The organism is Streptomyces sp. NPDC032126 (assembly GCF_055580085.1).
Genome location: NZ_JBVIMA010000001.1, coordinates 1,552,535 through 1,575,962, shown reverse-complemented (window position 1 = coordinate 1,575,962; position 23,428 = coordinate 1,552,535). Strand labels below are relative to the sequence as shown.

The window sequence follows — 23,428 nt, the reverse complement described above, 5'->3', positions numbered from 1 at the left end:
CTCGTCTTTCCGAAATTACAAACCGAGAGCGCCCGTCGAAGGGCGGGGCGGCTCAGTGGTGGGTGGTGGTCAGGGCGGTCAGGACGCGGCGGGTCTTGTTCTCGGGGTTGTCGGAGATCGCCACGCCACGGTCGCGTACCGCCGCTTCGAGCTTCTTCTGCTTGCGTTCGACCCGCGCCTCGAACGCGTCGGGCTTCTCGTCGTCCTTGGGCCTGACCCGGATCGACACCTCCAGGAAGTCCAGGCCGGCGACCGACCACCGCTCCAGGTCGACCCGCAGGTCGTCGAGCGGCACATCGCTGAACTTCATCGAGTCGATCGGCCCCAGGGCGACGAGTTCGGTGAGGTGCGCCGCGGGTGCGCAGTCCTGGACGAACCGCAGCTGCCGGGGATCGAGCGGTGCGGCGGCGTCGGCTCCTTCCGCCACCGCGTCCAGCAGGGCGCCCTGGGGGTGGCTGCTCGTGGCGGACGCGGCGAGTACGTGCCGGCTGCCCGACCAGTCCTCCTCGATCTTGTACTCGAACGAGTCGTCGTCGAAGGGGCGGGAGAACTGGCCGACCAACTGGTCCCGGGTGCAGGGACGCAGCTTGACGGTCAGTTCGTCCGGCGTGTCGCCGCTCCTGAGCCGCACCACCACGCCGCTGTCCAGCAGCAGCCGCCCCTCCGCGAGACCCTCGCGGTCCTCGGCGAACCAGATGAGACGCTTCTGCGCCGGGGGCTGTGTCCCGGCCAGCGCGGCGACGGCGTCCTGGACACCGCCCTCGATGTTCACCTTGATCTCGACCGGAAAGTCCACCGCATCGCTCCCGTCACCGCCCGGCTCTCACCGAGTGTGGTCATATGTCTACTGACAGTACTCATTCCCTTGCCCGGGCGGGGAGGTTCGGCCGTCCGGGTGGACCCGTAGCGGTGAGTTCCGGCGAGTGTCGAGAAACGCGGCGCGGCATCGACGTCTCCTGTGCGAGGACCCCCACCGGGGGTACGGCAGACACGAGGAGAGACGTCATGAAGTACCTGGTGATGGTGCAGGGCTCACAGGCCGACTACGACGCCATGAACGGCAAGGCCTCCGCACAGCACCCGGCGTGGAGCGAGCAGGACCTCAGGGCGATGTTCGCCTACATGAACTCGATCAACGACGACCTGGCGGAGACCGGGGAGTTCATCGACGGGCAGGGGCTCGTCGAGCCGGCGCGGACCCGTTTCGTGACCGCTGACGCGCAGGGCCGGCCGGTCGTCACGGACGGCCCGTACGCGGAGACGAAGGAGGTGCTCGCCGGGTACTGGGTGCTCGACTGCGAGAGCCTGGAGAGGGTGACCGAGATCGCGGCACGGGTCGCGCAGTGCCCGGCGCCGGCCGGTTCGCCGGTCTACCCGGTCGTGGTCCGGCCGATCGACGAGAGCGGCGGGAGCGATCTCGGGGGAGGTGAGATCGGTTGACCGTACCCGTACCCGCCGAGCGGGACATCGAGGACCTGCTGCGCCTGCACGCGCCGCAGGTTCTCGGCGCGCTCGTGCGCCGGTACGGGCACTTCGACGCCGCCGAGGACGCCGTACAGGAGGCGCTGCTCGCCGCCGCCGGGCAGTGGCCCGGGGACGGTGTGCCGGCCAATCCGCGCGGCTGGCTGATCCGCGTGGCGTCCCGGCGTCTGACCGACGAGCTGCGGGCCCGGGCGGCGCGGGCCCGGCGGGAGCGGGCCGCGGCACGGCTCGAACCGCGCGAGGTGCGGGCCGCGCCCGCCGAGGACGACACACTCACCCTGCTCTTCCTGTGCTGCCACCCGATGCTGCCGCCCGCCGCCCGCACCGCGCTCACGCTGCGCGCGGTGGGCGGGCTGACCACGGCGGAGATCGCCCGCGCCCATCTCGTCCCGGAGGCGACGATCGCCCAGCGCATCAGCCGGGCCAAGGCGAAGCTGCGCGCGGCCGGCGCCGACCGGCCCTTCCGTCCGCCCGGCGAGCACGAGTTCGAGGCGCGCCTCGCGTCCGTCCTGACGGTGCTGTACCTGATCTTCAACGAGGGCCACACCGCCACCTCGGGGCCCGCCCTGCACCGCGCCGACCTCGCCCGCGAGGCGATCCGGCTGACCCGCGCGGTGCGCCGGCTGCTGCCCCGGGAGGGGGCGGTGACGGGCCTGCTCGCCCTGATGCTGCTCACCCAGGCCCGCAGCGCGGCCCGCACGGGACCGCACGGGGAACTGATCCCGCTCGGCGAACAGGACCGCACCCGCTGGGACCGCACGGCGATCGCCGAGGGCACCGCCCTGGTCGAGGAGGCCCTCGGCGAGGGCCCGCCCGGCCCGTACCAGCTCCAGGCCGCGATCGCCGCCCTCCACGACGAGGCCTCCGGCCCCGACAGCACGGACTGGCCGCAGATCCTCGCCCTCTACGACGTCCTGATCGCCCGCTCTCCCGTCCCCGACCCGATGGCGGAACTCGGCCGCGCGGTCGCCCTCGCCATGGTCGAGGGCCCCGAGGCCGGTCTGGCGGCCCTGACCGCCCTGGAGCCCCGCCTCACGCACACCCACCGTCTGCACGCCGTCCGCGCCCACCTCCTCGAACGCACCGGCGCTCACCAGGCCGCGGCCGACGCCTACCGCGCCGCCGCCCGCGCCACCCATAACGTCCCCGAACGCCGCTACCTCCAGACCCGAGCCGCCCGCCTCGACCCCTGAGCCGGACTCTCAGCGGCCGACGAGCGCGAGGAAGCCGATGAGACGGGGCCGCGGTGAGCGCGTGGCGTCAGAGGATGGGGAAGGTGCCCGTGCCGTAGCACTCCTGTGGCAGGGGGTCCCGGGTCGCGTCGGGGTCGAGGAGGTGGGCTACGGCGGACGCGGCGGTGCGGTGCCAGAAGCCGTTGCGGCGCAGCATGGCGTGGTCCCCGCCCGCGACGACGGCCATGCCGGCGCGGGCCGCCGTGCCGCTCGCCCGGCGTACGCAGTCGGCGGTCTCGGCGGGTGAGGTGATGCGGTCGCGGTCGCCGTGCAGCGCGACGACATGCCGCCCCGTCAGCTGCTCCACCGGCTCGCCCGGCGGCCACCACGGGGCCAGGGCGACGATCCCGCACACCTGGGGGTGGCCGGCGGCGCGCAGGGCGGCCCGGCCGCCCATGGAGTGGCCGACCAGCACCGTGGGCAGCGGGCCGGCGAGTCCGGTGAGCTGGTCGAGGGCGTCCTCGGTGTCCCGGGCGGGGTCGGCCAGCGGGCCGTTCCAGCCGCGCAGGCGGTAGCGGACCTGGGCGATCAGGACGTCCTCGCCGGGCAGCGCGGCGGCCACCGACCGCACGAAGGGCTCCATGCGCAGGGCGGTGAGCTGCCAGGGCCGGGTGGGGCGTCGGCTCGTCTCCTGGCCGCCGTGCAGCACCAGGACGGCCGCCCGGGGCCTGGGCGGGCATCGCCGGGGCAGCAGCGCGCCCCCGGGCCGTGCAACGGATCCGGTCGTCTCCTGCCGCGCCATGTGGCCGCTCCCCTTCGCTGTCGCCGTCGTTCCAGTCCTACCCGGCTGTTCGTGTCGTACCTGTCGTTCCGGTCACGCCCGGTGCCGGGGCGGGCGCGGGAAGAAGCCGCTCGTGCGCGCCTGGTACGCCGCGTAGCCCGGCCGGCCGGCCATGTGCTTCTCCAGCAGCCGTTTGCCGCTGCCCCGCGTCAGCAGCAGGCTCATCACCACCGGTGAGACGACGCACACCGCGGCCGCCGCCGGGGATCCGCACGCCAGCAGGAACAGGCCCCACCACACGCAGAAGTCCCCGAAGTAGTTCGGATGCCGGGTCCACGCCCACAGCCCCCGGTCCATGATCTTCCCCCGGTTGGCGGGGTCGGCCCGGAACCGGGCGAGCTGGGCGTCCCCGACGGCCTCGAAGGCGAGGCCGACGGCCCACAGCGCCACACCGGCCCCGTCGAGGACCGACAGCGGGCCGGGCACGTACTGCGCGGCCTGTACCGGCAGCGACACGAGCCAGACGAGCGCGCCCTGGAGCAGATAGACCATGCGCAGGGCGTACGCGTTCCGGTTGCCGGGCGCCTTGGCCAGCATCGCCTCGTAGCGCGGGTCCTCGCCGTGGCCCCGGCCCCGGCGGGCGATGTGCGCGGCGAGCCGCAGCCCCCAGACCGCCGTGAGCGACGTGACCAGCAGCCGCCGTACGAGATCCCCGTGCCCGGCGGAGGCGGCGAGGGTGGCCGCCGCCACCGCCGTGAAGCCGACGCCCCAGGCGGCGTCGACGATCCGGTGCACGCCCGCGCGCAACGCGATGGCGAAGGTGACGAGCATGACGGCGAGGGCCGCGGCCGCGCCCCAGGCCAGGTTGACCGCGAACGCGCCCCACGGGAAGTCGCTCACGGCCGCTCCAGGCCCTCGTACCACGCCTGCGTGGTCGCCGGCAGTCCGCTGTCGCCGCCGGGGCCGGGCCGCACGCTCAGGATCTGGTCCACGCCCATCCGGCCCTCCTCGAACGCGAGCGCGCCGCCGACCAGGTACAGCCGCCACACTCGCGCGGTCTCCTCGCCCACCAGTGCGACGAACCGCTGCCAGTTCTCCTCCAGGGTGCGGTGCCAGGCCTCGATCGTGCGGACGTAGTGCTCGCGCAGCGATTCGACGTGCCGGACCTCCAGACCCGCCTCCTCCAGCAGGGTCACGGTCTCGCCCAGCGGCCGCATGTGCATGTCGGGGGCGATGTACGCCTCGATGAAGGGCCCGCCGCCGGGGGCGTTGCGGCCGCGGGACATCTGCTGCACGAGCACCCGGCCGCGTGGGCGGACGAGCCGGTGCAGGGCGGCGGCGAACGCCGGGTACTCGGCGTCGCCGACGTGCTCGCCCATCTCGACGGTGGCGACGGCGTCGTACGCGTCGCCCGCGATGTCGCGGTAGTCCTGGCAGACCACCTCCACCAGGTCGCTGAGTCCGCGCTCGCGCACCTGTGCGCGCACGTGCGCCGCCTGCTCGCGGGCGAGCGTGACGGCGGTGACCCGGACGCCGTGCCACTCGGCGGCGTACAGGGTGAGCGAGCCCCAGCCGCAGCCGATGTCCAGCAGCCGGGAGCCGGGCGCCAGGGCGAGTTTGCGGCAGATCAGCTCCAGCTTGGCCCGTTGGGCGTCGGCCGGTCCGCAGTCGTCGCTCGCCCAGTAGCCGCAGGAGTAGGCCATGGTGTCGTCGAGCAGGAGGCGGTAGAAGTCGTTGGACAGGTCGTAGTGGTGGCTGATGGCGGCGCGGTCGCGGGCGCGGCTGTGCAGGCCGCCGCGCAGCCGGGCCTGGGAGGCGGGGGCGGGCGGGGGCGGGCCGACGACGCCCAGGCGTACGGCCGTGGCGAGCGCGCGGGCCCGGTCGGCGGCGGTGAGCCGGGGCGGGCGCAGGCCGTGTTCGCGCTGCGCCGCCCATACCGTGCGCAGTCCGTGCGCGAGATCGCCCTCGACGTCGAGTTCGCCGGTGACGTACGCCTGGGCGAGGCCCAGTTCCCCGGGCTGCCACAGCAGCCGGCGCAGCGCGCGCCGGGAGCGCAGGACGACCACGGGGGCTCCGGCCGGACCGGCCTCGCTGCCGTCCCAGGCGCGCAGCCGGACGGGCAGGGGGCCGCCGAGCGCCTCCTCGGCCAGGGCGGTCAGCCGGTGGGCGGCACCGGTGCGGGCGGCGGTGGGAGTGCTCGTCATCGGTCCGCGTTCTCCTTGGTGAACAGGTACTGCTGGACGTCCAGGTAGCCGGACCGGAACCCCGCCTCGGAGTAGGCGAGATAGAAGGTCCACAGCCGGCGGAAGACCTCGTCGAATCCGAGCGCGTCGACCTCCTCGGCGCGTTCGGTGAAGCGTTCGCGCCACAGCCGCAGGGTCTCGGCGTAGTGGGCGCCGAAGGCGTCCCGGCGGGCCAGGCGCAGCCGGGTGTGGTCGCGGACGGTCTCCTCGACGGCCCGCGTGGACGGCAGGAGGCCGCCGGGGAAGACGTACTTGTGGATCCAGGTGAAGGTGTCGCGGCTGGCGAGCATGCGCTCGTGCGGCATGGTGATGGCCTGGAGCGCGACGCGGCCGCCCGGTACCAGCCGCTCGTCCAGGACGCGGAAGTACACGGGCCAGAACTCGGCGCCGACCGCCTCGATCATCTCCACGCTGACCACGGCGTCGTACTGGCCGCTCGACTCGCGGTAGTCGCACAGCTCGATCGAGACCCGCTCATCGAGCCCCGCCGCGCGCACCCGTTCCAGGGCCAGGGCGCGCTGCTCCCGGGAGAGGGTGAGGGAGGTGACCCGGGCGCCGCGGGCGGCGGCCCGCAGGGCCAGTTCGCCCCAGCCGGTGCCGATCTCCAGGAGCCGGGTGCCCTCGCCCACGCCGGCCAGATCGAGGAGCCGGTCGATCTTGCGGTGCTGGGCGGCGGCGAGCAGGTCCCAGTCGGCCGGGAGGTCCTGGAAGACGGCGGAGGAGTACGTGAGGGTGTCGTCGAGGAAGAGCGCGAACAGGTCGTTGGACAGGTCGTAGTGGCGGCTGATGTTGGCGCGGGAGCCGTCGGGCGTGTTGCGCTCCTCGTGCGGCTGGCGGGGCGCCCACAGTCCGCGCAGCCGTTGCAGCGGGGCCGGTATCAGGTCGGCGGCGTGGCCGGCGAGCACGGTGAGCGCGGCGACCAGGTCGGGCGCGTCCCACTCGCCGGCCATGTACGACTCGCCGAACCCGACCAGGCCGCCGGTGCCGACACGCGCGTGGAAGGCGGCCGGGTCACGCACCTCCAGGAGCGGCCCGCCGAGCCCGATCGTGGCGCCGCCGGAGAAGCGGGCCCGCAGGGGCAGTCCGCGCAGGGCCCGGCGGACGAGGGCCGCGGTCACGGCGGTGCGGGGCCGGGAGGAGGCCGGTACGGCGGCGATGTCGGGCCATCGGGCGGGGTCGACGGGGATGGCGCGGGCGTCAGGGGTGGCGCGGGCGTGTGCTGTCCTCATGTCTGTTCTCCGGGGTGGGTCGGTGGGGTCGGGGCTGGACGGGCAGTCCCCGCAGGTACAGGCGGATGCCGTGGACCCGGATGGCGGCCGACACGGCGAGGGTGGACCAGGGGTGGCGCAGCGCCAGCCGCAGCAGGGCCGTGGCGGTCGCCTCGCGCCGGGTGCCCCGGACGGTGGCGGTGAGGGTTCTGCCGCCCTCGCGGTCCAGGTGGACGGCGAGGTCCAGCCGCTGCCCCGGCAGGGGGAGCCGCATGCGGTAGCGGCCGTCGACGGGGAGGAACGGGGAGACGTAGAACTCCTTGGCGGCGCGGTAGGTGCTGTCCGCGTCGCGGGGCTCGGGGTCCGTCCCGGCCTCCTGCGGGCCGAGCAGGTAGGAGTGCCGTCCGCCGTAGGTGTTGTGGACCTCCGCGACCACGCAGCGCAGTGCGCCGTCCGGGCCGTGGCACCAGTACAGGGTCAGCGGGTTGAACACGTATCCGAAGACGCGGGCGTGGGTGAGCATCACGACGCGGCCGCCGTCCAGACGCACGCCCCGCTCGGCGAGGAAGGCGTCCAGCGCGGCGCGGATCGAGGGCTGGTCCCCGGTGAAGTGGTCGCGCGGGTCGAACCGGGCCAGCGGCCGCAGCGGGAGCGGCAGCCGGGGCGGGCGGTCGGGGTCGACGAGCCACAGGTAGGTGCGGTGCCGCAGCGCGTAGCGCCAGGGAGTGGTCCGTACGTGGGCGACCGTGCAGGAGTACAGCGCGGGCAGCCCGTTCACCAGTGCGCTCCCAGCGCCGCCGCGGCCTGGACGCCGGAGCGGCAGCCGTCCTCGTGGAAGCCCCAGCCGTGGTAGGCGCCCGCGAACGCGCAGACGGGGCCGTTCAGTTCGGGCAGGCGTCGCTGCGCGGCGACCGACTCGGGGGTGTAGACGGGGTGTTCGTAGACCATGCGGGCCAGCACCCGGCCGGGGTCGACGCGGTCCTCGCCGCCCAGGGTGACCACGAACGTCTCCTGGGCGTCGAGGCGTTGCAGCCGGTTCATGTCGTAGCTGACGCGCACCCGGTCGGCGCCGGCGGCGCAGGACGGCATGAGGTAGTTCCATGAGGAGCGGGCGCCCCGGGCGCGCGGCAGCAGCCGGGTGTCGGTGTGCAGGAGGGTGGCGTTGCGGGAGTAGCGGAACGCGCCCAGCAGCTGCCGTTCCCGCTCGCTGGGGTCGGCCAGCAGCCGCAGCGCCTGGTCCGGGTGGGTGGCGATCACGACCGCGTCGTACGTGTGGGTGGTGCCGTCGTCGGTCGTCACGTCGGCGCCGTCGGCGTGGCGTCGTACGGCGCGTACGGGCGTGTCGGCGCGTATCTCGTCCACGTGCTTGGCGACCTGCTCGACGTAGGCGCGCGAACCGCCGCTCACCGTGCGCCAGACCGGCGAGCCGGTCACCGAGAGCATGCCGTGGTGCGCCAGGAAGCGGAACAGGTAGGCGGCCGGGTAGAGCTGGGCGGTGGCGGCGTCGCAGGACCACACGGCCGACACCACCGGGGTCATGAAGTGGGAGCGGAAGTAGGCGGAGAAGCCCTCGCGGTCCAGGAACTCCCCCAGCGTGAGCGCCTCCTGGCCGCCCTCGGCGAGCAGGCGCCGGGCCGCGCGGTGGAAGGCGGGCACCTCCCTCAGCAGGCGCAGATAGGGGCCGTTCAGGAGGTTGCGGGGCTGGGCGAAGAGTCCGGCCGGTCCGCGGGCGCCGGCGTATTCCAGCCCGCACCCCTCGCACCGCACCGACATGCTCATCTCGGACTCCTGTGTGGCGACGCCGAGTTCGTCGAAGAGCCGGAGCAGATGCGGGTAGGTACGCCGGTTGTGCACGATGAACCCGGAGTCGACCGCGTGCACCCGGCCGTCGTGGGACGACGTCAATTGATGGGTGTGGGCGTGTCCGCCGAGCCGGTCGTCGGCCTCGTACAGGGTGACGGCGCGGCCGGCCCGGCTCAGGACGTACGCGGCGGTCAGCCCCGCCACCCCGGAACCCACCACGGCCGTCCGCCGCCGGTGGCGTGTCGTGCGCTCCGGGTCGTGCCGGGCGTCTGTCGACGTCCGTTCCATCGCCTGTCCTCCCGCCGTCGTGATCAGACTTCCGCGGCTTATCCGTAGCAGGCCGGGCGGTGGATTGGCGGGTCAAAGGATCACCCGGGGCCGGGAGTGACCAGCGGCTCCGCGTGTCGCGGCTGAAACCATTCGCCCGCGACACTCCCGGTGGGGCGCGGGGTCGGTTTTCGGCACGGGACGGGCGGGGCTCGCGGGGGTGCCCGAGGGGGTGGGGCGGGGCACGCGAGAGGCTCGTCGCGGCCCGGGCGTCACGACCGGCGCGTCACGGCCCGTGCGTCAACCGGCGCGTCACGCCCCGCGCCTCACGCCCCGTCAGCGGTCAGAAGGGCCTGCACGGCCGGTGCGTAGCGCTCCACCACGGCGTCCAGCTCCGCCCCGCGCAGCGCCTCGCTCCGGGCGATGCCGTACATCACGCCGAGGCCGAGCAGCATGCCGACGGCGAGGTCGGCGCGCAGGGCGGCGTCCGGCCCCTCCAGACGGGACGCGAGCCGGTCGCCGACCTGGGTGCGGAAGTTCTCGCGCAGGACGTCGCCCTGGCCTCCGTGGAGGGGGGCGAAGACGACCCTCAGCAGCGGGTCGATGCCCTGTTCGATGTGGCTGCGCAGCACGTGGGTGACCATGTGCCGCCCGAGGTCCGCCGTGGGCGCGTCCAGCAGGGCCGCCGCGTCCTCCTCGAAGGACATGACGTGCGCGAAGAGGCGGTCCTTGTTGCCGAAGTACTTCATGATCAGGGGCGGGCTGACGCCCGCGCGCTCGGCCACGTCCTTGAGCGTGATGTCGGCGTGCGCGGACCTGGCCAGGAAGTAGCGGGCGGCTCGCACAATGGCCGCCTTGGTCGCCTCGGCGTCCCTCTTCATGTCCTCGCGGTTTCCGGCTGCTTCCTCGCTCAGGGCGGTCATGCGCGGCGCCGCACGGTGGGGGCCGGCCCGTCGTCACCGGGTATGAGGAGGGCTGTCGCGCATCCGACCAGGGCAACTGTACCCGCCAGGGCGAAGGCCACGAGGTAGCCGTGGAGGGTGGGGAAGGGGGCGCCGGACCGGTCGCTGACGTGGTGTGCCAGGACGGCGGCCACGGCCGCGCTGCACAGCGCCTGACCGATCGTCCGCATGAGGACGTTGACGCCGTTGGCGGAGGCGGTCTGCGTGGCGGGGACGCTCCGCAGGATCAGGGCGGGCAGCGCCGAGTAGGCCAGCGCGGTGCCGGCGGAGACGATGGCACCGCCGAGGATGATCACCCACAAGTGGCGGCTGTCCAGCATGCGGATGACGTATCCGAAGGCGTTCACGCCGGCCCCGACCGCCAGCGTGACGCGCGGGCCCCGGACGGTCGACATCCGGGCGGAGAGCGGCGCCAGTACGAGCATCAGGAGGCCGCCCGGGAGGAGGCACAGGCCCGCGGCGACGATCGACAGGCCCAGTCCGTAGCCCGTACCGGCGGGAGCCTGCACGAGTTGGGCGGTCACGAGCGAGTTGGCGTAGAACGCGAACCCGACGAACAGCGCGGCGATGTGCGGCAGGGCGACACGCGGACGCCTGGCCAGGTCCAGGTCGACGAGGGGCTGACGGGCGCGCGACTGCTGCCAGGTCCACAGGCCGCCCGCCACGACGCCGGCGACGAGCAGTCCGAGCGTCCGCCCGCTCCCCCAGCCCCACTCCCCGCCCTGGGAGACGGCGAGCAGCAGGCACACCAGGGCCGTCGTGAGGCCGAGCGCTCCGAGGGTGTCGAACCGGCCGGGCTGCCGTACGGGTGACTCCGGTACGGCCCACACGGCGAGCAGCAGTCCAGCGGCGCCCAGGCCGCCGGAGACCCAGAACATCATGTGCCAGTCCGCGTACTGGACGATGAGGGCCGCCATGGGCAGGCCGAGTGCCGCGCCGATTCCGACGGTGGAGCTCATGAAGGCGACGGCGGAGGTCCTGCGTTCGGGCGGCAGTTCGTCCCGCAGGATGCTGATCGACAGCGGAACGACGGCCGCCGCGGCTCCTTGCAGCGCCCGTGCCGCGATGAGGACGCCGATGGCGGACGTCGTGGCGGACAGGAAGGAGCCGGCGGTCATCAGGGCCAGTGCGAGCAGGAGCACCCGCCTCTTGCCGTACATGTCGCCGGCGCGGCCGAGCACCGGGGTGAGGACCGCGCCGCTCAGCAGGGTCGCGGTGACCGTCCACGACACCGTGGCGGCGGAGGCGCCAGTGAGCCGGGGCAGGTCGGGCAGCAGGGGCACGACGGCGGTCTGCATGACCGCCATGAGGATGCCCCCGAAGGCGAGGACCGGCACGGTGAGCCGGCCCCGCAGCCGCTCCGCCGCTCCCGGCGGGCCAGGCACCGCGACCTCGGTCACGACGCGCGCGCCCTCCGGCTCCAGGTCGGTCTCACGCGGATCAGGCACACGGACTCCCTGGCCAGACGGATGATCGAGGCGTCACATCACCGAGTGAATTCCCATTCACTCCGTTTGGATGCTCCATTTATAGTACAGGTGAATGGTTATTCACCAACCTGCGCCGTCGCGCCTGGGAACCGCCCGTCCTCCCCGAGGAACAGCCGCCGCCCGGCGGACCGATCCGGGTCGGTCCGCCGGGCGGCGGGGAGACTGCTGCCCCGGGTGGGGCCTGGGGTGTCAGCCGCGCAGTGCGGAGGCGAAGATCCTCGGCAGGGCGGACCAGCGCGGGGCGGCCGCGAAGTCCGTGAGGAGCCGGCCCGTCGTGGCCGCGGTGCGGTTGGTGACGAACCACGGGGGCTTGGGCGTCATCGCCAGTTCCCCGTTCAGGACCGACCGGGGCGCGGGACGGAACGGGCCCCGTACGACCGTGCGTTCCGGCCCGTCCAGCAGCAGGGCGTTGTGCACCACGCCGATGCCGCTCTGCACGTCGTCGAGCGTGTGACCGGGGAAGGCGCCCCAGGTGGCGGTCGCGGTGAGGTAGCCGACGGCCGTCCAGGCGTTCAACGCGACCGTGCCGTACCGGAGTTCGGCGATGGCCTCGTCGAGCGCGGCGCCGAGCGCGGCGATCGTGCGCGGGTGCGCGACGAGGTTCGCGCCCAGCGTGCCGGTCAGCTTCTCGTTGGCGGTGCGGACCGCCTCGTCGAGGAATGTGCGGGCGTTGCCGGGCAGTTCGAGGACGGCGAGCACCGGGCCGAAGTACTCGGTCGTCAGGGCCGGACCCGACTCGGTGGCGCCGAGGTCGCCGATCAGCACCCGGCCGCCGTCGAGGTGTTCCGCGCCGTCGTACGCCTTGAGCGCCCCCGTCACCCTGTCGTCGCTGCCGGGGTAGTAGGCGGGGCGATGGGGCGCCCTGGACAGTGCCGTGCGCAGATGGGCCAGGAAGCGGTCCTTCTGCGGCCACGCGGAGCTGACGACGACCACCTGGCTCGCGACGCAGTTGTAGCCGCCGTTGTGCAGTTTCTGGGTGGCGATGTGCTCGGCCTGGAACCGCAGGTCCGCCTCGGACCAGTCGCCCGGCAGGACGATCGTCGGGGAGACCCCGCCCAGTTCGCTGGTGACCGGCTTGTCGAGCAGGGGTGTGCCCGCCTTCTTGCGGGCGGCGCCCTCCGCACCGGGACCGAAGACGATCGCGTCATGGGTGATCGCGCTGCCGGTCATGTGGACGTGGCGGACCTTCGGGTGGTGCACGAGGTACGTGCCGACGTCGGCGCCGCCGGTCAGGATGCGGACCGCGCCGAGGTCGACGAGGGGGGCCAGCACGCGGCTGAAGACGTCGCGGAGGCCGTCGGTGACCGGGTTGAGCTTGAGGGCCACCACACGGTTGTTCGCGTACAGCTCGTAGAGCACGTCCAGGACGGGGATCGAGGTGATGTTCCCGGCGCCGAGCACGACGCCCACTCCCCCGGTGTCGGCCGGGCGGCGCAGGGCGAGGCCCGCTCGGTCGCGTACCGTCTCCTCGCTCGTGCCGGGCGGCATCCAGACCTCGGCGGTGAAGCCGCTGAGCAGCAGCCGGTCCCAGACGCTGTGCGGCAGGACGCGCACCGCGAGGCGTCCACCGGGTGCCCGGCCGACGGAGAAGCCGTCGACGGGGCTGCGGCCCTGCTCCAGGGCGGTGATGGTGGTGGCGAGCGCGCCCGCGGAGGTCTGCACCGCGTACGGGCCGCTGATCCACTCCTCGCCGACCAGCGGGCTGTCCAGCGGCAGGCGCTTGTAGGCGGCGGCCGCGCGCACCCACGCCTCGGCCTGCGCGGTGATGGCCGCGGACACCTGCTCCAGCAGTTCCCGGCGCCGGGCCAGTCCGCAGGCGGCCCAGGCGGACTCGCCGGCGGTCAGGTCGTCGAGCGCCCGGTCGATCGCCGCCGTGCGGTCGGCGGTCAGGGATTGCGTCATCGCGAGGTCTCCTCGGTGGTGTCGCCGCCCGCCGTGATGAGGTCGGCGGCCTTCTCCGCGGCCATGATCGTGGGTGCGTTGGTGTTGCCGCGCGGGACCGTCGGGAACACCGAGGCGTCGACGACGCGCAGGCCCGCCACGTCGAACACGCGCAGCTCGGGGTCGACCACAGCGCCGATGGCGCAGGTCGACGTCGGGTGGTACAGCGTCTGCCCGGTCCTGCGGGCCCAGGCGAGGAGGTCCGCGTCGGAGTCCGTGGGCGCGGGCGCGTCGCCGAACGGTGCCGTGACCAGGTCGGCCACCGAGCGCTGTACCGCGATGTCGAGGGCGATCCGGGTTCCGGCGACGATGCAGTCCCGGTCCTCCGCCGTCGTCAGGTAGTTGTGCACGATGCGGGGCGCGGTGTCGGGTCGCGGGGAGCGCAGGGTGACCGCGCCGCGGCTGGTCGGGGCGAGCACACAGGGCCCGAAGGCCATGCCGTGCTCGGCGACGGGGCCGAGCCCCTCCTGGTGGAAGATCGCCGGGGCGGCGTGGAACTGGACGTCCGGGGCGGCCAGCCCGTCGCGGCTGTGGAAGAAGCCGCCGGCCTCGCCGATGTTGGAGGTCAGGGGGCCGCGTCCCTCGCTCTGCAGCAGCGCGGCGTTCTCCGGGGTCGCCGCGCCGATCAGCGACTCGGCGTCGGTGCGGAAGTTCAGCAGGGTCATGTAGTGGTCCTGGAGACCCTGGCCGACGGGCAGATCGCGTAACACCTCGATGCCGAAGGCGGCCAGGGCGGCGGCGGGCCCGATCCCGGACAGCATCAGCAGCTTCGGGGACTCGTAGGCGCCCGCGGACAGGATCACCTCGCGTTCGGCGCGGACGACCTCCACTGTGCCGCCCCGCTCCACCTCCACGCCGGTCGCCCGGCCGCCCTCGATCACCACGCGGTGTGCGCGGGTCGCGGCGAGCACGGTCAGGTTCGGCCGTTCGAGTGCGGGGTGCAGGTAGGCGACGGCGGCGCTGCAGCGCAGGCCGCCGCGCTGCGTGAGCTGGTAGCGGCCGACGCCCGACTGGGTCGCGCCGTTGAAGTCGTCGTTCGCCTTGTGTCCGGCCTCCACGGCGGCCTGTACGAAGGCCGTCGTGAGCGGGTGGACGGATCTGCCGTCGCTGACCGTCAGCGGCCCGCCGACGCCGTGGAAGGCGTCCTCGCCGCGCTCGTTGTCCTCCGAGCGGCGGAAGTACGGCAGCACCTCGTCGTACGACCAGCCGGTGGCCCCGGTCGCGGCCCAGCCGTCGTAGTCGGCGCGGTGGCCGCGGATGTAGATCATCGCGTTCATCGAGCTGGAGCCGCCGAACATCCGGCCCCGGGGCAGATAGGTCCGCCGTCCGTCGAGGCCGGGCTCCGGGTCGGTGTCGAGGTCCCAGTCCAGGGCGGACTTGAAGAGTTGCGGGAACGCGGCCGGGATGTGGATCTCCTGGGCGGTGTCGGGACCGCCCGCCTCGATCACCGCCACCCGGACGTCGGGATCCTGCGACAGCCGGGCCGCGAGGACACAGCCCGCGGATCCGGCGCCGACTATGACGTAGTCGTACGTGCTCAATTCCATCCCCTTTGAAGGAAGTTCGAAGGAATGCGGTGCGACGCGCCGCGCCGGGGCGCGACACGGTCGAACGTTCGACCCGCACCAGAATCGAGCACGCCGGGCCTCCCGCGCAGGCGACAGGCCGATTCCGGCCGATCGTCATGGGGCCCGCGAGCGGGGTGGGGGGGTTACCGCGCGGGCCGCGCCCGCAGACAGCGTCGTAGTTCCTCGGCGTACGGGGCGACGACGCCCGCGCCGATCACGGCGGCGAGCCCGGCGAGGTACCCGGCCGACAGGGGGCGTTCCTTGCGGCGCAGGCGCCAGTCCTCGGGATGCGGACCGCCGCGCAGTGTCGAGCGGACCTGGTCCGGGTGGAGGCAGGCGGTGAACGCCAGAGCGGTGAGCGGCAGCACTTCGAGGAAGCTGTGGATGTGCTGCTCGACAGGCCGGATCTCGCGCTCGCCGGTGGCCAGCGACACGTCGTACAGGGCGGTCGCACCGTGCGCCACGGCGGCGGCGCCCATCGTGGTGAGCACCAGGGGATTGATCCGGGCGAGCAGCCCCATGACGACCGGGACGCCGGCCTCGGTCATCATCAGCGCGTGGACCGCGGACTCCTTGGTCCCGCTGGTGTGCTCGATGCCCGTCCTGCGGTGCATCCACCAGTCCGCGAGGCCGGGGACCACCCACAGGGGGAGGATCCCGAGCAGCAGGAACCGGCGGGCCGCGGTCTCGACGTCGTCCGTGCCCTGGCCGGGCCACGGTTCGTCCACGCGCCGCCACTGACGCCGGACCTTCCGGGGAAGAAAGCGCACTGCTCCCATGACACCTCCTGTGATCCCCCGCCCAGTACCCTCCCCCACGGCCCGGACACGCGCATGTCCGACGCCGTTAGGGGCGCCGGATCATCGGGTACCCGGCAGCGCCGACCCGGGGGTGTACGGCTGACGCAAGGTGTACTGAGCATGGACCGGCGGACAGGTTCGACGGGGCTCGCTCTCATCGTGGTCGACATGATCAACACGTACGACCACGAGGACGCCGAGCTGCTCGTACCGTCCGCCCGGCGTGTCGTGCCCGTCCTGGCGGAGCTGATCGGGCGGGCCCGTGCGGCGGACGTGCCGGTGATCTACGCGAACGACAACTTCGGGCTGTGGCGCTCCCACCAGGACGAACTCGTCGACACCGCGCTGGCCCGGCCGCACGCCGACCTGGTCGAGCCGATACGGCCCGACGAGGAGTCGCTCTTCGTGGTGAAGGCCCGCCATTCCGTCTTCTACGAGACGCCCCTGTCCTACCTCCTGTGGCGGCTGGGCGCCGGCCATGTGGTGCTGACCGGCCAGGTCACCGAACAGTGCGTCCTCTACTCCGCCCTGGACGCCCACATCCGCCACCTGGAGGTCACGGTGCCCAGGGACGCCGTCGCCTCCATCCACCCGCATCTGGCCCGGGCCGCCCTGGAGATGATGGAACGCAACATGGGCGCCGACATCCTCACGGCACGGGAGATCGCCTTTCCCGGCCCGGAGTGACGTCCCGGGAGTGCCTAGAGGGCCAGGACCGCCTCCGGGAACGCCGCCGGTCCGCTCTCGCCCAGCTCCGCCCAGACCGTCTTGCCGTTGCGGGCGTGGCGCGTTCCCCAGTGTTCGGCGAACCGGGCCACGAGGAGCAGCCCGCGCCCGCCCTCGTCGAAGGTGCGGGCCCGGCGCAGATGGGGCGTGGTGCCGCCGGCGTCGGACACCTCGCACAGCAGGGCGCGGTCGTGGATGAGGCGCAACCGGATGGGCGGCCGTCCGTAGCGGATGGCGTTGGTGACCAGTTCGCTCACCACCAGTTCCGCGGTGAAGTCGAGTTCCTCCAGTCCCCACTCGCTCAGCTGCCGGGCCACGCTCGCCCGGGCCCGGCCGACGGCTTCCGGAGCGGCGTCCACGTCCCAGCCCGCGACCTGGCGTTCCCCGAGCGCGCGGGTGCGGGCCAGCAGCAGGGCGACGTCGTCGGGCGGCCGCTCGGGCAGCATCGCCGTCAGTACGGTGTCGCAGGCGGCCTCCAGGGAGTCGGTGGGCTGGGCGAGCGCCTCGCGCAGGAGGGCGAGGCCCGTCTCGACGTCGTGGTCGCGGGCCTCGACCAGGCCGTCGGTGAACAGGGCCAGCACGGTGCCGTCGGGCAGGTCGACCTCCGTCGCCTCGAACGGCAGGCCGCCCAGACCCAGCGGCGGGCCGGGCGGCAGATCCAGGAGGTCGACGGTTCCGTCGCCGTGCACCACGGCGGGCGGCACATGGCCCGCCCGGGCCAGGCAGCAACGCCCGGAGACGGGGTCGTGGACGGCGTACAGGCAGGTGGCGCCGATGTCCCCGGCCGCCTCCATGTCGGGATCCGCGGAGGCTTCGGCGGACAGCCTGATGACGACGTCGTCGAGGTGGGTCAGCAGTTCGTCGGGGGGCAGGTCGATGTCGGCGAGGGTGCGCACCGCCGTCCGCAGGCGGCCCATGGTGGCGGCGGCGTGGATGCCGTGGCCGACGACGTCGCCCACCACGAGGGCGACCCGGGCGCCGGACAGCGGGATCACGTCGTACCAGTCGCCGCCCACGCCGGCCAGGCCGCCGGCGGGCAGGTAGCGGAAGGCGACCTCGACGGCGGACTGCTGCGGTGTGTGCCGCGGGAGCAGACTGCGTTGCAGGGCGAGGGCCGTGGCGCGGGCGTGCGTGTAGCGGCGGGCGTTGTCCACGGCGACGGCGGCCCTGGCCGCGATCTCCTGGGCGAGGAGCAGGTCCTCGCCGTCGAAGGGGTCCGTGTCGCCGTCGCGGGAGAACCGCGCGACGCCGAGGGTGGCGCCGCGGGCGCTCAGCGGGACCACCAGGAGGGAATGGGCGGGGTCGGTGGCGGTGGGAGCCACCGTGTGGCGGGAGGGCTGCCCGGTGGCGAGGGCGCGCGCCGACGGCGATCCGGGCGGGCAGACGCGAGGCTCCTGCGACACGACCGCCGACGCCTCACCCTCACCGGCCCCTCCGGCGTCACCGGCCCCCACAGCCTGACCCGAGGCCCCGCCCTCCCCCGCCGGCGCCCGGGCGACCCTGCGCAGTACGAAGGGGCCTTCCTCGGGGAGGTCGTGGCCCTGGACGACGGCGTCGAGCATGTCGACGGTGACGGTGTCGGCGAAGTGCTCGGTGGCGAGGTCGGCCAGCTCCTGAGCGGTGCGGGTGATGTCCAGGGTGGTGCCGACGCGCATCCCGGCCTCGTTGACCACGGACAGCCGCCACCGCAGCCGTCGGTCCCGTTCCTCCTGGAAGGCCATGACGCCCCGCTCGGAGGTGCGGTCCACGTATCCGCTGCCGACCGCGAGCAGCCGGCGTGTGGCCGCGCCGACCAGGCGGGCGTCGCTCGTCAGCCGCGGCATCTGTGCGAGCAGCGCGTCGAGGACGACGCTCTGCCCGAGCCGGTACGCCCGCAGTATCTCGGTGACGGACGTACCGTGCCGGGCGAGCCGCCGGGCGCGTTCCACGTCGGCGGTCGGCGAGGGGATCCGGCCGGCCCCGAAGCCGTTCTCCAGGCCGGCCAGCACGCCGCGGATGTGGTCGGCGACGCTTTCCTCGCTGATCCGCGCGAGCTCCGGGTCGGCCCACAGATCGGGAACCTCGCGGCGCAGGCATCGCACGACCTCGGCGGTCAGCTCGTCCGCTCTCGGCACCAGCTCACGCGCGGCGCGGGAGACAAGGCCCTCGGCCGTGGAGTCCACACTGTCGACGGTACGCCGGATCGGCCCGCCGCTCCGCCCGCGGCCGTCGACCGGCCCCGGCGGCCGGTGGTCCGCCCGGGGCGCGACGGGCTCTTGCCTGGTCCGAGTCGTCCTGTGGTGCGACGCTGGGAGGGTGAGGGGGTCCGCGCAGGACGACCCTGGAGGGCCCATGGGACGGGACGTCCCGGCGCTGGTCTTCACCCGTGAGGACCGCCGCCGGTACCGGATCAAGATGCAGGAATGCCTCGACGCCCTCGCGCAGATGCTGCGCGAGGCACGGTTCGAGACCGAACGGCCCCATGTGGGGCTGGAGATCGAGCTGAACCTGGTCGACGGCACGGCGGAGCCGGCCATGCGCAACAGCGACGCCCTGGCGGCCATCACCGATCCCGCGTGGTCCACCGAGCTGGGCCGGTTCAATCTGGAGATCAACATCCCGCCCCGCCGGCTGATCGCGGGCGGCCCCGACGCGTGGGAGTCCGAGATCCGCGCCGCGCTCAACCACGCCGAGGAGCGCGCCAGGTCGGTCGGGGTCCATCTGATCATGGTCGGCATCCTGCCCACGCTGCGTCAGGAGGACGTGGGCGAGGGCTCGCTCTCGGAGAACCCGCGCTACCGCCTGCTCAACGACCAGATCTTCGCGGCCCGCGGCGAGGACCTGCTCATCGAGGTGAACGGGGAGGACCGGCTGCGCACCTACGCGGACACGATCACCCCGGAGGCCGCGTGCACCAGTACGCAGTTCCATCTCCAGGTCTCCCCCCAGGAGTTCGCCGGCTACTGGAACGCGGCGCAGGCGATCGCCGGGGTCCAGGTGGCACTGGCCGCGAACGCGCCGTTCCTGTTCGGCAGGGAGCTGTGGCACGAGACCCGGATCCCGCTGTTCGAGCAGGCCACGGACACCCGCCCGCAGGAGATCAAGGTGCAGGGGGTACGGCCCCGGGTGTGGTTCGGCGAGCGGTGGATCAACAGCGTCTTCGACCTCTTCGAGGAGAACCTGCGCTACTTCCCGGCCCTGCTGCCCCTGTGCGACGACCAGGACCCCCTGGAGACCCTGAACCGCGGCGACATCCCGGAGCTGTCCGAACTCACCCTCCACAACGGCACCATCTACCGCTGGAACCGCCCGGTCTACGCCGTCGCCCACGACCGGCCGCACGTGCGGGTGGAGAACCGGGTGCTGCCGGCCGGCCCCACCGTCGCCGACACTCTCGCCAACGGCGCCTTCTACTACGGCCTCACCCGGGCGCTCGTGGAGGAGAACCGCCCGGTGTGGTCACGCATGTCCTTCGCCGTCGCCGAGGACAATCTGCACGCCGCCGCACGGCACGGCATCGAGGCGAACCTGTACTGGCCCGGGGTGGGCGAGGTCCCCGTGCCCGAACTCGTCCTGCGGCGCCTGCTGCCCCTGGCGCACCGGGGCCTGGAGCACTCCGGCATGGACGCGGCCTGGCGGGAGCCGCTGCTCGGCGTCATCGAGCAGCGGTGCGTCACCGCGCGCAACGGGGCGGTCTGGCAGAAGGAGACGGTCCACCACATCGAGGAGCGCGACCACTGCGACCGCCATGAGGCCCTGCGGCGCATGACCAGGCAGTACATCGACTACATGCACCTCAACGCCCCGGTGCACACCTGGCCCGTCGAATGAGGCGTCGCGCGCGACGGGGTCGACGTGGCCGTCAGGGTCCGAGCGCGGTGGCCTTCAGGAGCCCAGGTCGTCGGCGAAGTGGCGGAAGCCGTGCCGGTCGCGGTGCATGGCCCACAGCGTCTCCGCGAGCGCGGCCGGGTCCTTGCGGGGGTGGCCGGGGGTGATCGCACCGGGGACCACGAGCTGTCCGACGTGGATGCCCTCGCCGGCCAGTGTGTCGTGCAGCAGGTGGCCGTAGGCGCTCTCGGCGGCGAACGCGATCGACGTGCCCGCGCGGTCGGGGTGCGGGACGACGGCGGTGCCGCCGTTGACGAAGAGGATCGTGCCCCGGCCGAGGGCGCGCATGCCGGGGAGCACCTGGCGTACGGCGGCGACGGGGCCGTAGACGGAGAACTCGATCGGTCCGCGCAGGTCCGCGGGGGACGTGTCCAGGACCGGCCGCATGAAGTCCCGGTGCGGTACGGGGCTGTACTGCAGGATCTCGACGGGGCCGAGGGTCGCGTGCGCCGCGTCCAGGGCCGCTTCCAGCGCCTTCGTGTCGCGGACGTCGGCGGCGAATCCCCGGGCGGTGACGCCCGCGCCGGACAGGTCCGCGGCGAGGGCGTCCAGCCGGGCCCGGTCACGGGCGACGAGGGCGACGTCGTGCCCCTCCCGCCCGAACCGCCGGGCGACGGCGGCGCCGAGGCCGGGACCCGCTCCGATGACGGCGATGGTGGTCATGGTTCAGTAACCGTGCGGTGCGCGTTTCGGGTCCGCCTGTTGGACGCGGGCCGCGAAATTGGACCCCGCGTGATTCACCCCGTACCGATCCCGCACATAGTTGACGGTGGCGCACATGTCGGCGACGACGTCGTAGGGCGTGGTGGCCGTTCCCGCCTGATGGTAGGCGGCGAAGGTGGACGGAATGCACTGGGTGGCGCCACGGGAGCAGTTCTGCGGATGGCCGTCGGGCATCTTGCGGCCGTGCGCATTGGAGTCCACCGTGTTGACCCGCCATCTCCGGGCGTTGTAGGCGGATTCCCGCCCGCTGATGGTGACGAGGGCCGGCACGCCGAAGCGCGGGTCCATTCCCGTCAGTTCGCACGCCTTCCGCGCATAACCCTCCATGGCCGCTTTCCCCGCGTGGTCGCCGGGGTCGGTGTACGTGACCTGGTCGAGCGTGATCCGCCCGGGACGGGCCGCCGCACCTGCGGCGCCGTGGCAGTCGACGGAGAATCCGGCGTGCCGGCCGAGTTCCGTCAGGGACGTGCAGCCGGGCACGCCGTCGGCGTCGGCACCTTTGAAACCCTGGGCCCGTTGCTCGGCCGCGTAGGCCGCCTTGGTCTGTTCGCCGAAGAATCCGGTGGGGCCGCCGGGAATCGGATGGCCGCGCGCTATCAGAGCCCGCTGAACCTTACGGATGTCTTCGTTCGTCTTGCCGAATTTGATGTTCTGCAACAGCACCATCGGTCGTCGCCTCCTCCGTCGCGCGAACTCCTTCCGGTGCGGCGAACTCCCTTTATCGTGGCACTCCCCCGATACCTCTGTAAATGCGCGCATTCGCCCACTTTCCCCATAGCACAACTCCGGTGGCCGGGCACGCGGACGGAGTCTACGATGCGTAGCAGAAGGGTTTCCACCGGTGCGGCGGTGTGGGTAATTCAGCCTCGGTAATTCCGCCCCGGAAGGCGTGGTGTCGACCATGGTGAAACTCGTCAATGTCCAGATCGGAAAGACCAATGAGGACGTGCGGGCGGTGCAGCGCGCGCTGATCTCGCGCGGCCATCCGCTTCCGGGCGGCGCCACCGGGTTCTTCGGGCCCCAGACCAAAGCGGCCTACGCGGCCGAGCAGCGGGCCCAGGGTTTCAAGGGGGCGGACGCGGACGGCGTGCCCGGCTGCACGTCGCTGACGGCGCTGGGGCACAAGTGCGGCTTCGCGGTCGACTGTGCCGGCCGACCGGCCGCCACGCCGGCCGGTAAACCGCCCGCCGGCCACCAGCGGGTGCCGTCGCCGGTCCCCGGACACGGGGTGACGTTCCCCTTCTTCTCCAAGGGCCCCTACGCCTGGAAGCCCGACGGCGTGGGACGGCACACGGGACACGACTTCGCCGCGCCGACCGGCGCCCCGGTCGTGGCGGTACGCAAGGGAACCATCGCCTGGTCCAACGGCCAGGGCGGCGCCTATGGCAACTGGATCGGCCTCAGTGCCGACAACGGCCACATCTACACCTACTGCCATCTGTCCGCGCTCCAGGTCAAGGCCGGCCAGAGCGTCCACGCCGGTCAGCAGCTGGGCAAGGTGGGCGCCACGGGCAACTCCACCGGCCCCCATCTGCACTTCGAGATGTCCAAGGGGCACACCTGGTCGTACGGCAACGTGCAGAAGCCCGAGTGGTGAGCCCGGCGGACCGTGGCCGCGCCAACCCCGTTGTCGGACCCCGCTGTTACGGTCCCTGGCCATGGCAGACAACGATGGAAACGATGGAATCGCATGGCTCGGCGAGCGATGGCCGCGCGGCTCCGACCCCGTCCTCGGCGAGCAGTCCGGTCTCGTGTTCGCGCAGGGCATCGCCCCACAGGACCTGGCCGTCGTCTTCGGCGCCGTGCCCTGGGAGCTCCCCGAGCCGGTCGGCGCGGAGGCCAAGGCCGTCTACGACCGCACCCACCCCGCGACACGCGTCCCCGACGACCCCTATGTGACCGTCTACGGCAAGGAGGGCGACTGGTCCTTCCTCGCCGGTGACTTCGACTACCTGCTCCACTTCCACGAGGGCTTCGCGCTGCCGCGGGGAACCGGCCGGGTCGTCCTGCTCTACCGCATCGCCGCCAAGGGCATGTACTGCATGGCCTACTACGAGAACGGCCGGCCCGTGTGGAAGGGCGAGATCTACGGCTACTTCGACCAGGAGACCACCCGGGACGGCGGGCACTATTTCGACTTCGCCCCGCGGATGGCCTTCCTCAACTGGGCGATGCACGAGGCGCGTTGCCGCCCCGACGTGCGCTACGTCGACGGACGGCCGGTCTTCGCCGACGACGGCTGGATACCCGACTGGCAGCAGCGCTTCCTCAAGGGCCTGGAGATCGCCTTCGGCATCTCGGTCTCCCGGGAGACCTTCGACGCGGGCGGATACCCCTTGGCCGCCGTCCACTGGACCTGACTCCTGCCGGACGACGGAGACATCCTAGGATCCCG

Annotated in this window: 21 protein-coding genes; 6 read left to right on the top strand and 15 right to left on the bottom strand. The window is 73.1% G+C overall.

Annotated features, from left to right (window positions below; translation table 11 throughout):
• Positions 1–52: 52 nt before the first annotated feature.
• Complete coding sequence (locus ACZ5NW_RS06695) at positions 53–796, bottom strand: hypothetical protein (RefSeq protein WP_468742620.1); 744 nt, start codon at positions 794–796, stop codon at positions 53–55.
• A 209-nt stretch (positions 797–1,005) separates the two neighbouring features.
• On the opposite strand from ACZ5NW_RS06695, the gene ACZ5NW_RS06690 reads away from it, so the two are divergent.
• The gene (locus ACZ5NW_RS06690; RefSeq protein ID WP_468742619.1) at positions 1,006–1,440 is read left to right on the top strand and encodes a YciI family protein; all 435 of its coding nucleotides are present in this window, start codon (positions 1,006–1,008) and stop codon (positions 1,438–1,440) included.
• Positions 1,437–2,675 carry an RNA polymerase sigma factor gene (locus tag ACZ5NW_RS06685; RefSeq protein ID WP_468742618.1) on the top strand — a complete coding sequence of 413 codons (1,239 nt, stop codon included), beginning with the start codon at positions 1,437–1,439 and terminating at the stop codon, positions 2,673–2,675. Before ACZ5NW_RS06690 ends, ACZ5NW_RS06685 begins: the two co-directional genes overlap by 4 nt.
• A 67-nt stretch (positions 2,676–2,742) precedes the next feature.
• On the opposite strand, the gene ACZ5NW_RS06680 is transcribed toward ACZ5NW_RS06685, so the two are convergent.
• The 11 genes from ACZ5NW_RS06680 to ACZ5NW_RS06630 all read right to left on the bottom strand — a co-directional run bounded on the left by ACZ5NW_RS06680 (position 2,743) and on the right by ACZ5NW_RS06630 (position 15,696).
• A complete protein-coding gene (locus ACZ5NW_RS06680; RefSeq protein ID WP_468742617.1) occupies positions 2,743–3,456 on the bottom strand; it encodes an alpha/beta hydrolase in 714 nt (237 codons plus the stop codon).
• A 72-nt stretch (positions 3,457–3,528) separates the two neighbouring features.
• Positions 3,529–4,335 carry a DUF1295 domain-containing protein gene (locus ACZ5NW_RS06675; protein ID WP_468742616.1) on the bottom strand — a complete coding sequence of 269 codons (807 nt, stop codon included), beginning with the start codon at positions 4,333–4,335 and terminating at the stop codon, positions 3,529–3,531.
• Positions 4,332–5,639 (bottom strand): class I SAM-dependent methyltransferase, encoded by a 1,308-nt coding sequence (locus tag ACZ5NW_RS06670; protein ID WP_468742615.1) that lies wholly within the window; start codon positions 5,637–5,639, stop codon positions 4,332–4,334. Before ACZ5NW_RS06670 ends, ACZ5NW_RS06675 begins: the two co-directional genes overlap by 4 nt.
• Positions 5,636–6,907, bottom strand: a complete 1,272-nt coding sequence (locus tag ACZ5NW_RS06665) for a class I SAM-dependent methyltransferase (protein ID WP_468742614.1) — start codon at positions 6,905–6,907, stop codon at positions 5,636–5,638. Before ACZ5NW_RS06665 ends, ACZ5NW_RS06670 begins: the two co-directional genes overlap by 4 nt.
• Positions 6,876–7,664, bottom strand: a complete 789-nt coding sequence (locus ACZ5NW_RS06660; protein WP_468742613.1) for a DUF1365 domain-containing protein — start codon at positions 7,662–7,664, stop codon at positions 6,876–6,878. Before ACZ5NW_RS06660 ends, ACZ5NW_RS06665 begins: the two co-directional genes overlap by 32 nt.
• Positions 7,661–8,977 (bottom strand): NAD(P)/FAD-dependent oxidoreductase, encoded by a 1,317-nt coding sequence (locus tag ACZ5NW_RS06655; RefSeq protein ID WP_468742612.1) that lies wholly within the window; start codon positions 8,975–8,977, stop codon positions 7,661–7,663. Before ACZ5NW_RS06655 ends, ACZ5NW_RS06660 begins: the two co-directional genes overlap by 4 nt.
• 305 nt (positions 8,978–9,282) lie before the next feature.
• On the bottom strand, positions 9,283–9,879 hold the full coding sequence (locus tag ACZ5NW_RS06650; protein WP_468742611.1) for a TetR/AcrR family transcriptional regulator: 597 nt from the start codon (positions 9,877–9,879) through the stop codon (positions 9,283–9,285).
• On the bottom strand, positions 9,876–11,318 hold the full coding sequence (locus tag ACZ5NW_RS06645) for an MFS transporter (protein ID WP_468743007.1): 1,443 nt from the start codon (positions 11,316–11,318) through the stop codon (positions 9,876–9,878). The genes ACZ5NW_RS06650 and ACZ5NW_RS06645 overlap by 4 nt, the downstream gene beginning before the upstream one ends.
• A 279-nt stretch (positions 11,319–11,597) precedes the next feature.
• Entirely contained in the window at positions 11,598–13,310 is a 1,713-nt protein-coding gene (locus ACZ5NW_RS06640; protein ID WP_468742610.1) for an aldehyde dehydrogenase family protein, read from the bottom strand.
• The gene (locus ACZ5NW_RS06635) at positions 13,307–14,890 is read right to left on the bottom strand and encodes a GMC family oxidoreductase (RefSeq protein ID WP_468742609.1); all 1,584 of its coding nucleotides are present in this window, start codon (positions 14,888–14,890) and stop codon (positions 13,307–13,309) included. The genes ACZ5NW_RS06640 and ACZ5NW_RS06635 overlap by 4 nt, the downstream gene beginning before the upstream one ends.
• A 170-nt stretch (positions 14,891–15,060) precedes the next feature.
• On the bottom strand, positions 15,061–15,696 hold the full coding sequence (locus tag ACZ5NW_RS06630; protein WP_468742608.1) for a diguanylate cyclase: 636 nt from the start codon (positions 15,694–15,696) through the stop codon (positions 15,061–15,063).
• A 141-nt stretch (positions 15,697–15,837) separates the two neighbouring features.
• Here ACZ5NW_RS06630 and ACZ5NW_RS06625 point away from each other — a divergent pair, with 141 nt between their 5' ends.
• Entirely contained in the window at positions 15,838–16,404 is a 567-nt protein-coding gene (locus tag ACZ5NW_RS06625; protein WP_468742607.1) for a cysteine hydrolase family protein, read from the top strand.
• Between the two features lie 14 nt (positions 16,405–16,418).
• Here ACZ5NW_RS06625 and ACZ5NW_RS06620 read toward each other — a convergent pair whose 3' ends face one another.
• Entirely contained in the window at positions 16,419–18,605 is a 2,187-nt protein-coding gene (locus tag ACZ5NW_RS06620) for an ATP-binding SpoIIE family protein phosphatase (RefSeq protein ID WP_468742606.1), read from the bottom strand.
• 169 nt (positions 18,606–18,774) lie between these two features.
• Here ACZ5NW_RS06620 and ACZ5NW_RS06615 point away from each other — a divergent pair, with 169 nt between their 5' ends.
• Positions 18,775–20,253, top strand: a complete 1,479-nt coding sequence (locus ACZ5NW_RS06615; protein WP_468742605.1) for a glutamate-cysteine ligase family protein — start codon at positions 18,775–18,777, stop codon at positions 20,251–20,253.
• A 54-nt stretch (positions 20,254–20,307) separates the two neighbouring features.
• Here the strand turns inward: ACZ5NW_RS06615 and ACZ5NW_RS06610 are convergent, their stop codons facing one another.
• Together ACZ5NW_RS06610 and ACZ5NW_RS06605 are read right to left on the bottom strand one after the other, a co-directional pair.
• Positions 20,308–20,973 carry an SDR family NAD(P)-dependent oxidoreductase gene (locus ACZ5NW_RS06610; protein ID WP_468742604.1) on the bottom strand — a complete coding sequence of 222 codons (666 nt, stop codon included), beginning with the start codon at positions 20,971–20,973 and terminating at the stop codon, positions 20,308–20,310.
• A gap of 3 nt (positions 20,974–20,976) precedes the next feature.
• Complete coding sequence (locus tag ACZ5NW_RS06605) at positions 20,977–21,699, bottom strand: peptidoglycan-binding domain-containing protein (protein ID WP_468742603.1); 723 nt, start codon at positions 21,697–21,699, stop codon at positions 20,977–20,979.
• Between the two features lie 235 nt (positions 21,700–21,934).
• Between ACZ5NW_RS06605 and ACZ5NW_RS06600 the strand changes: the two genes are divergently transcribed.
• Both ACZ5NW_RS06600 and ACZ5NW_RS06595 read left to right on the top strand, forming a co-directional pair.
• Positions 21,935–22,630, top strand: coding sequence for a peptidoglycan DD-metalloendopeptidase family protein (locus ACZ5NW_RS06600; protein WP_468742602.1), 696 nt, complete (start codon positions 21,935–21,937; stop codon positions 22,628–22,630).
• A 61-nt stretch (positions 22,631–22,691) separates the two neighbouring features.
• Complete coding sequence (locus ACZ5NW_RS06595; protein WP_468742601.1) at positions 22,692–23,393, top strand: hypothetical protein; 702 nt, start codon at positions 22,692–22,694, stop codon at positions 23,391–23,393.
• The last annotated feature ends 35 nt before the right edge of the window (positions 23,394–23,428 follow it).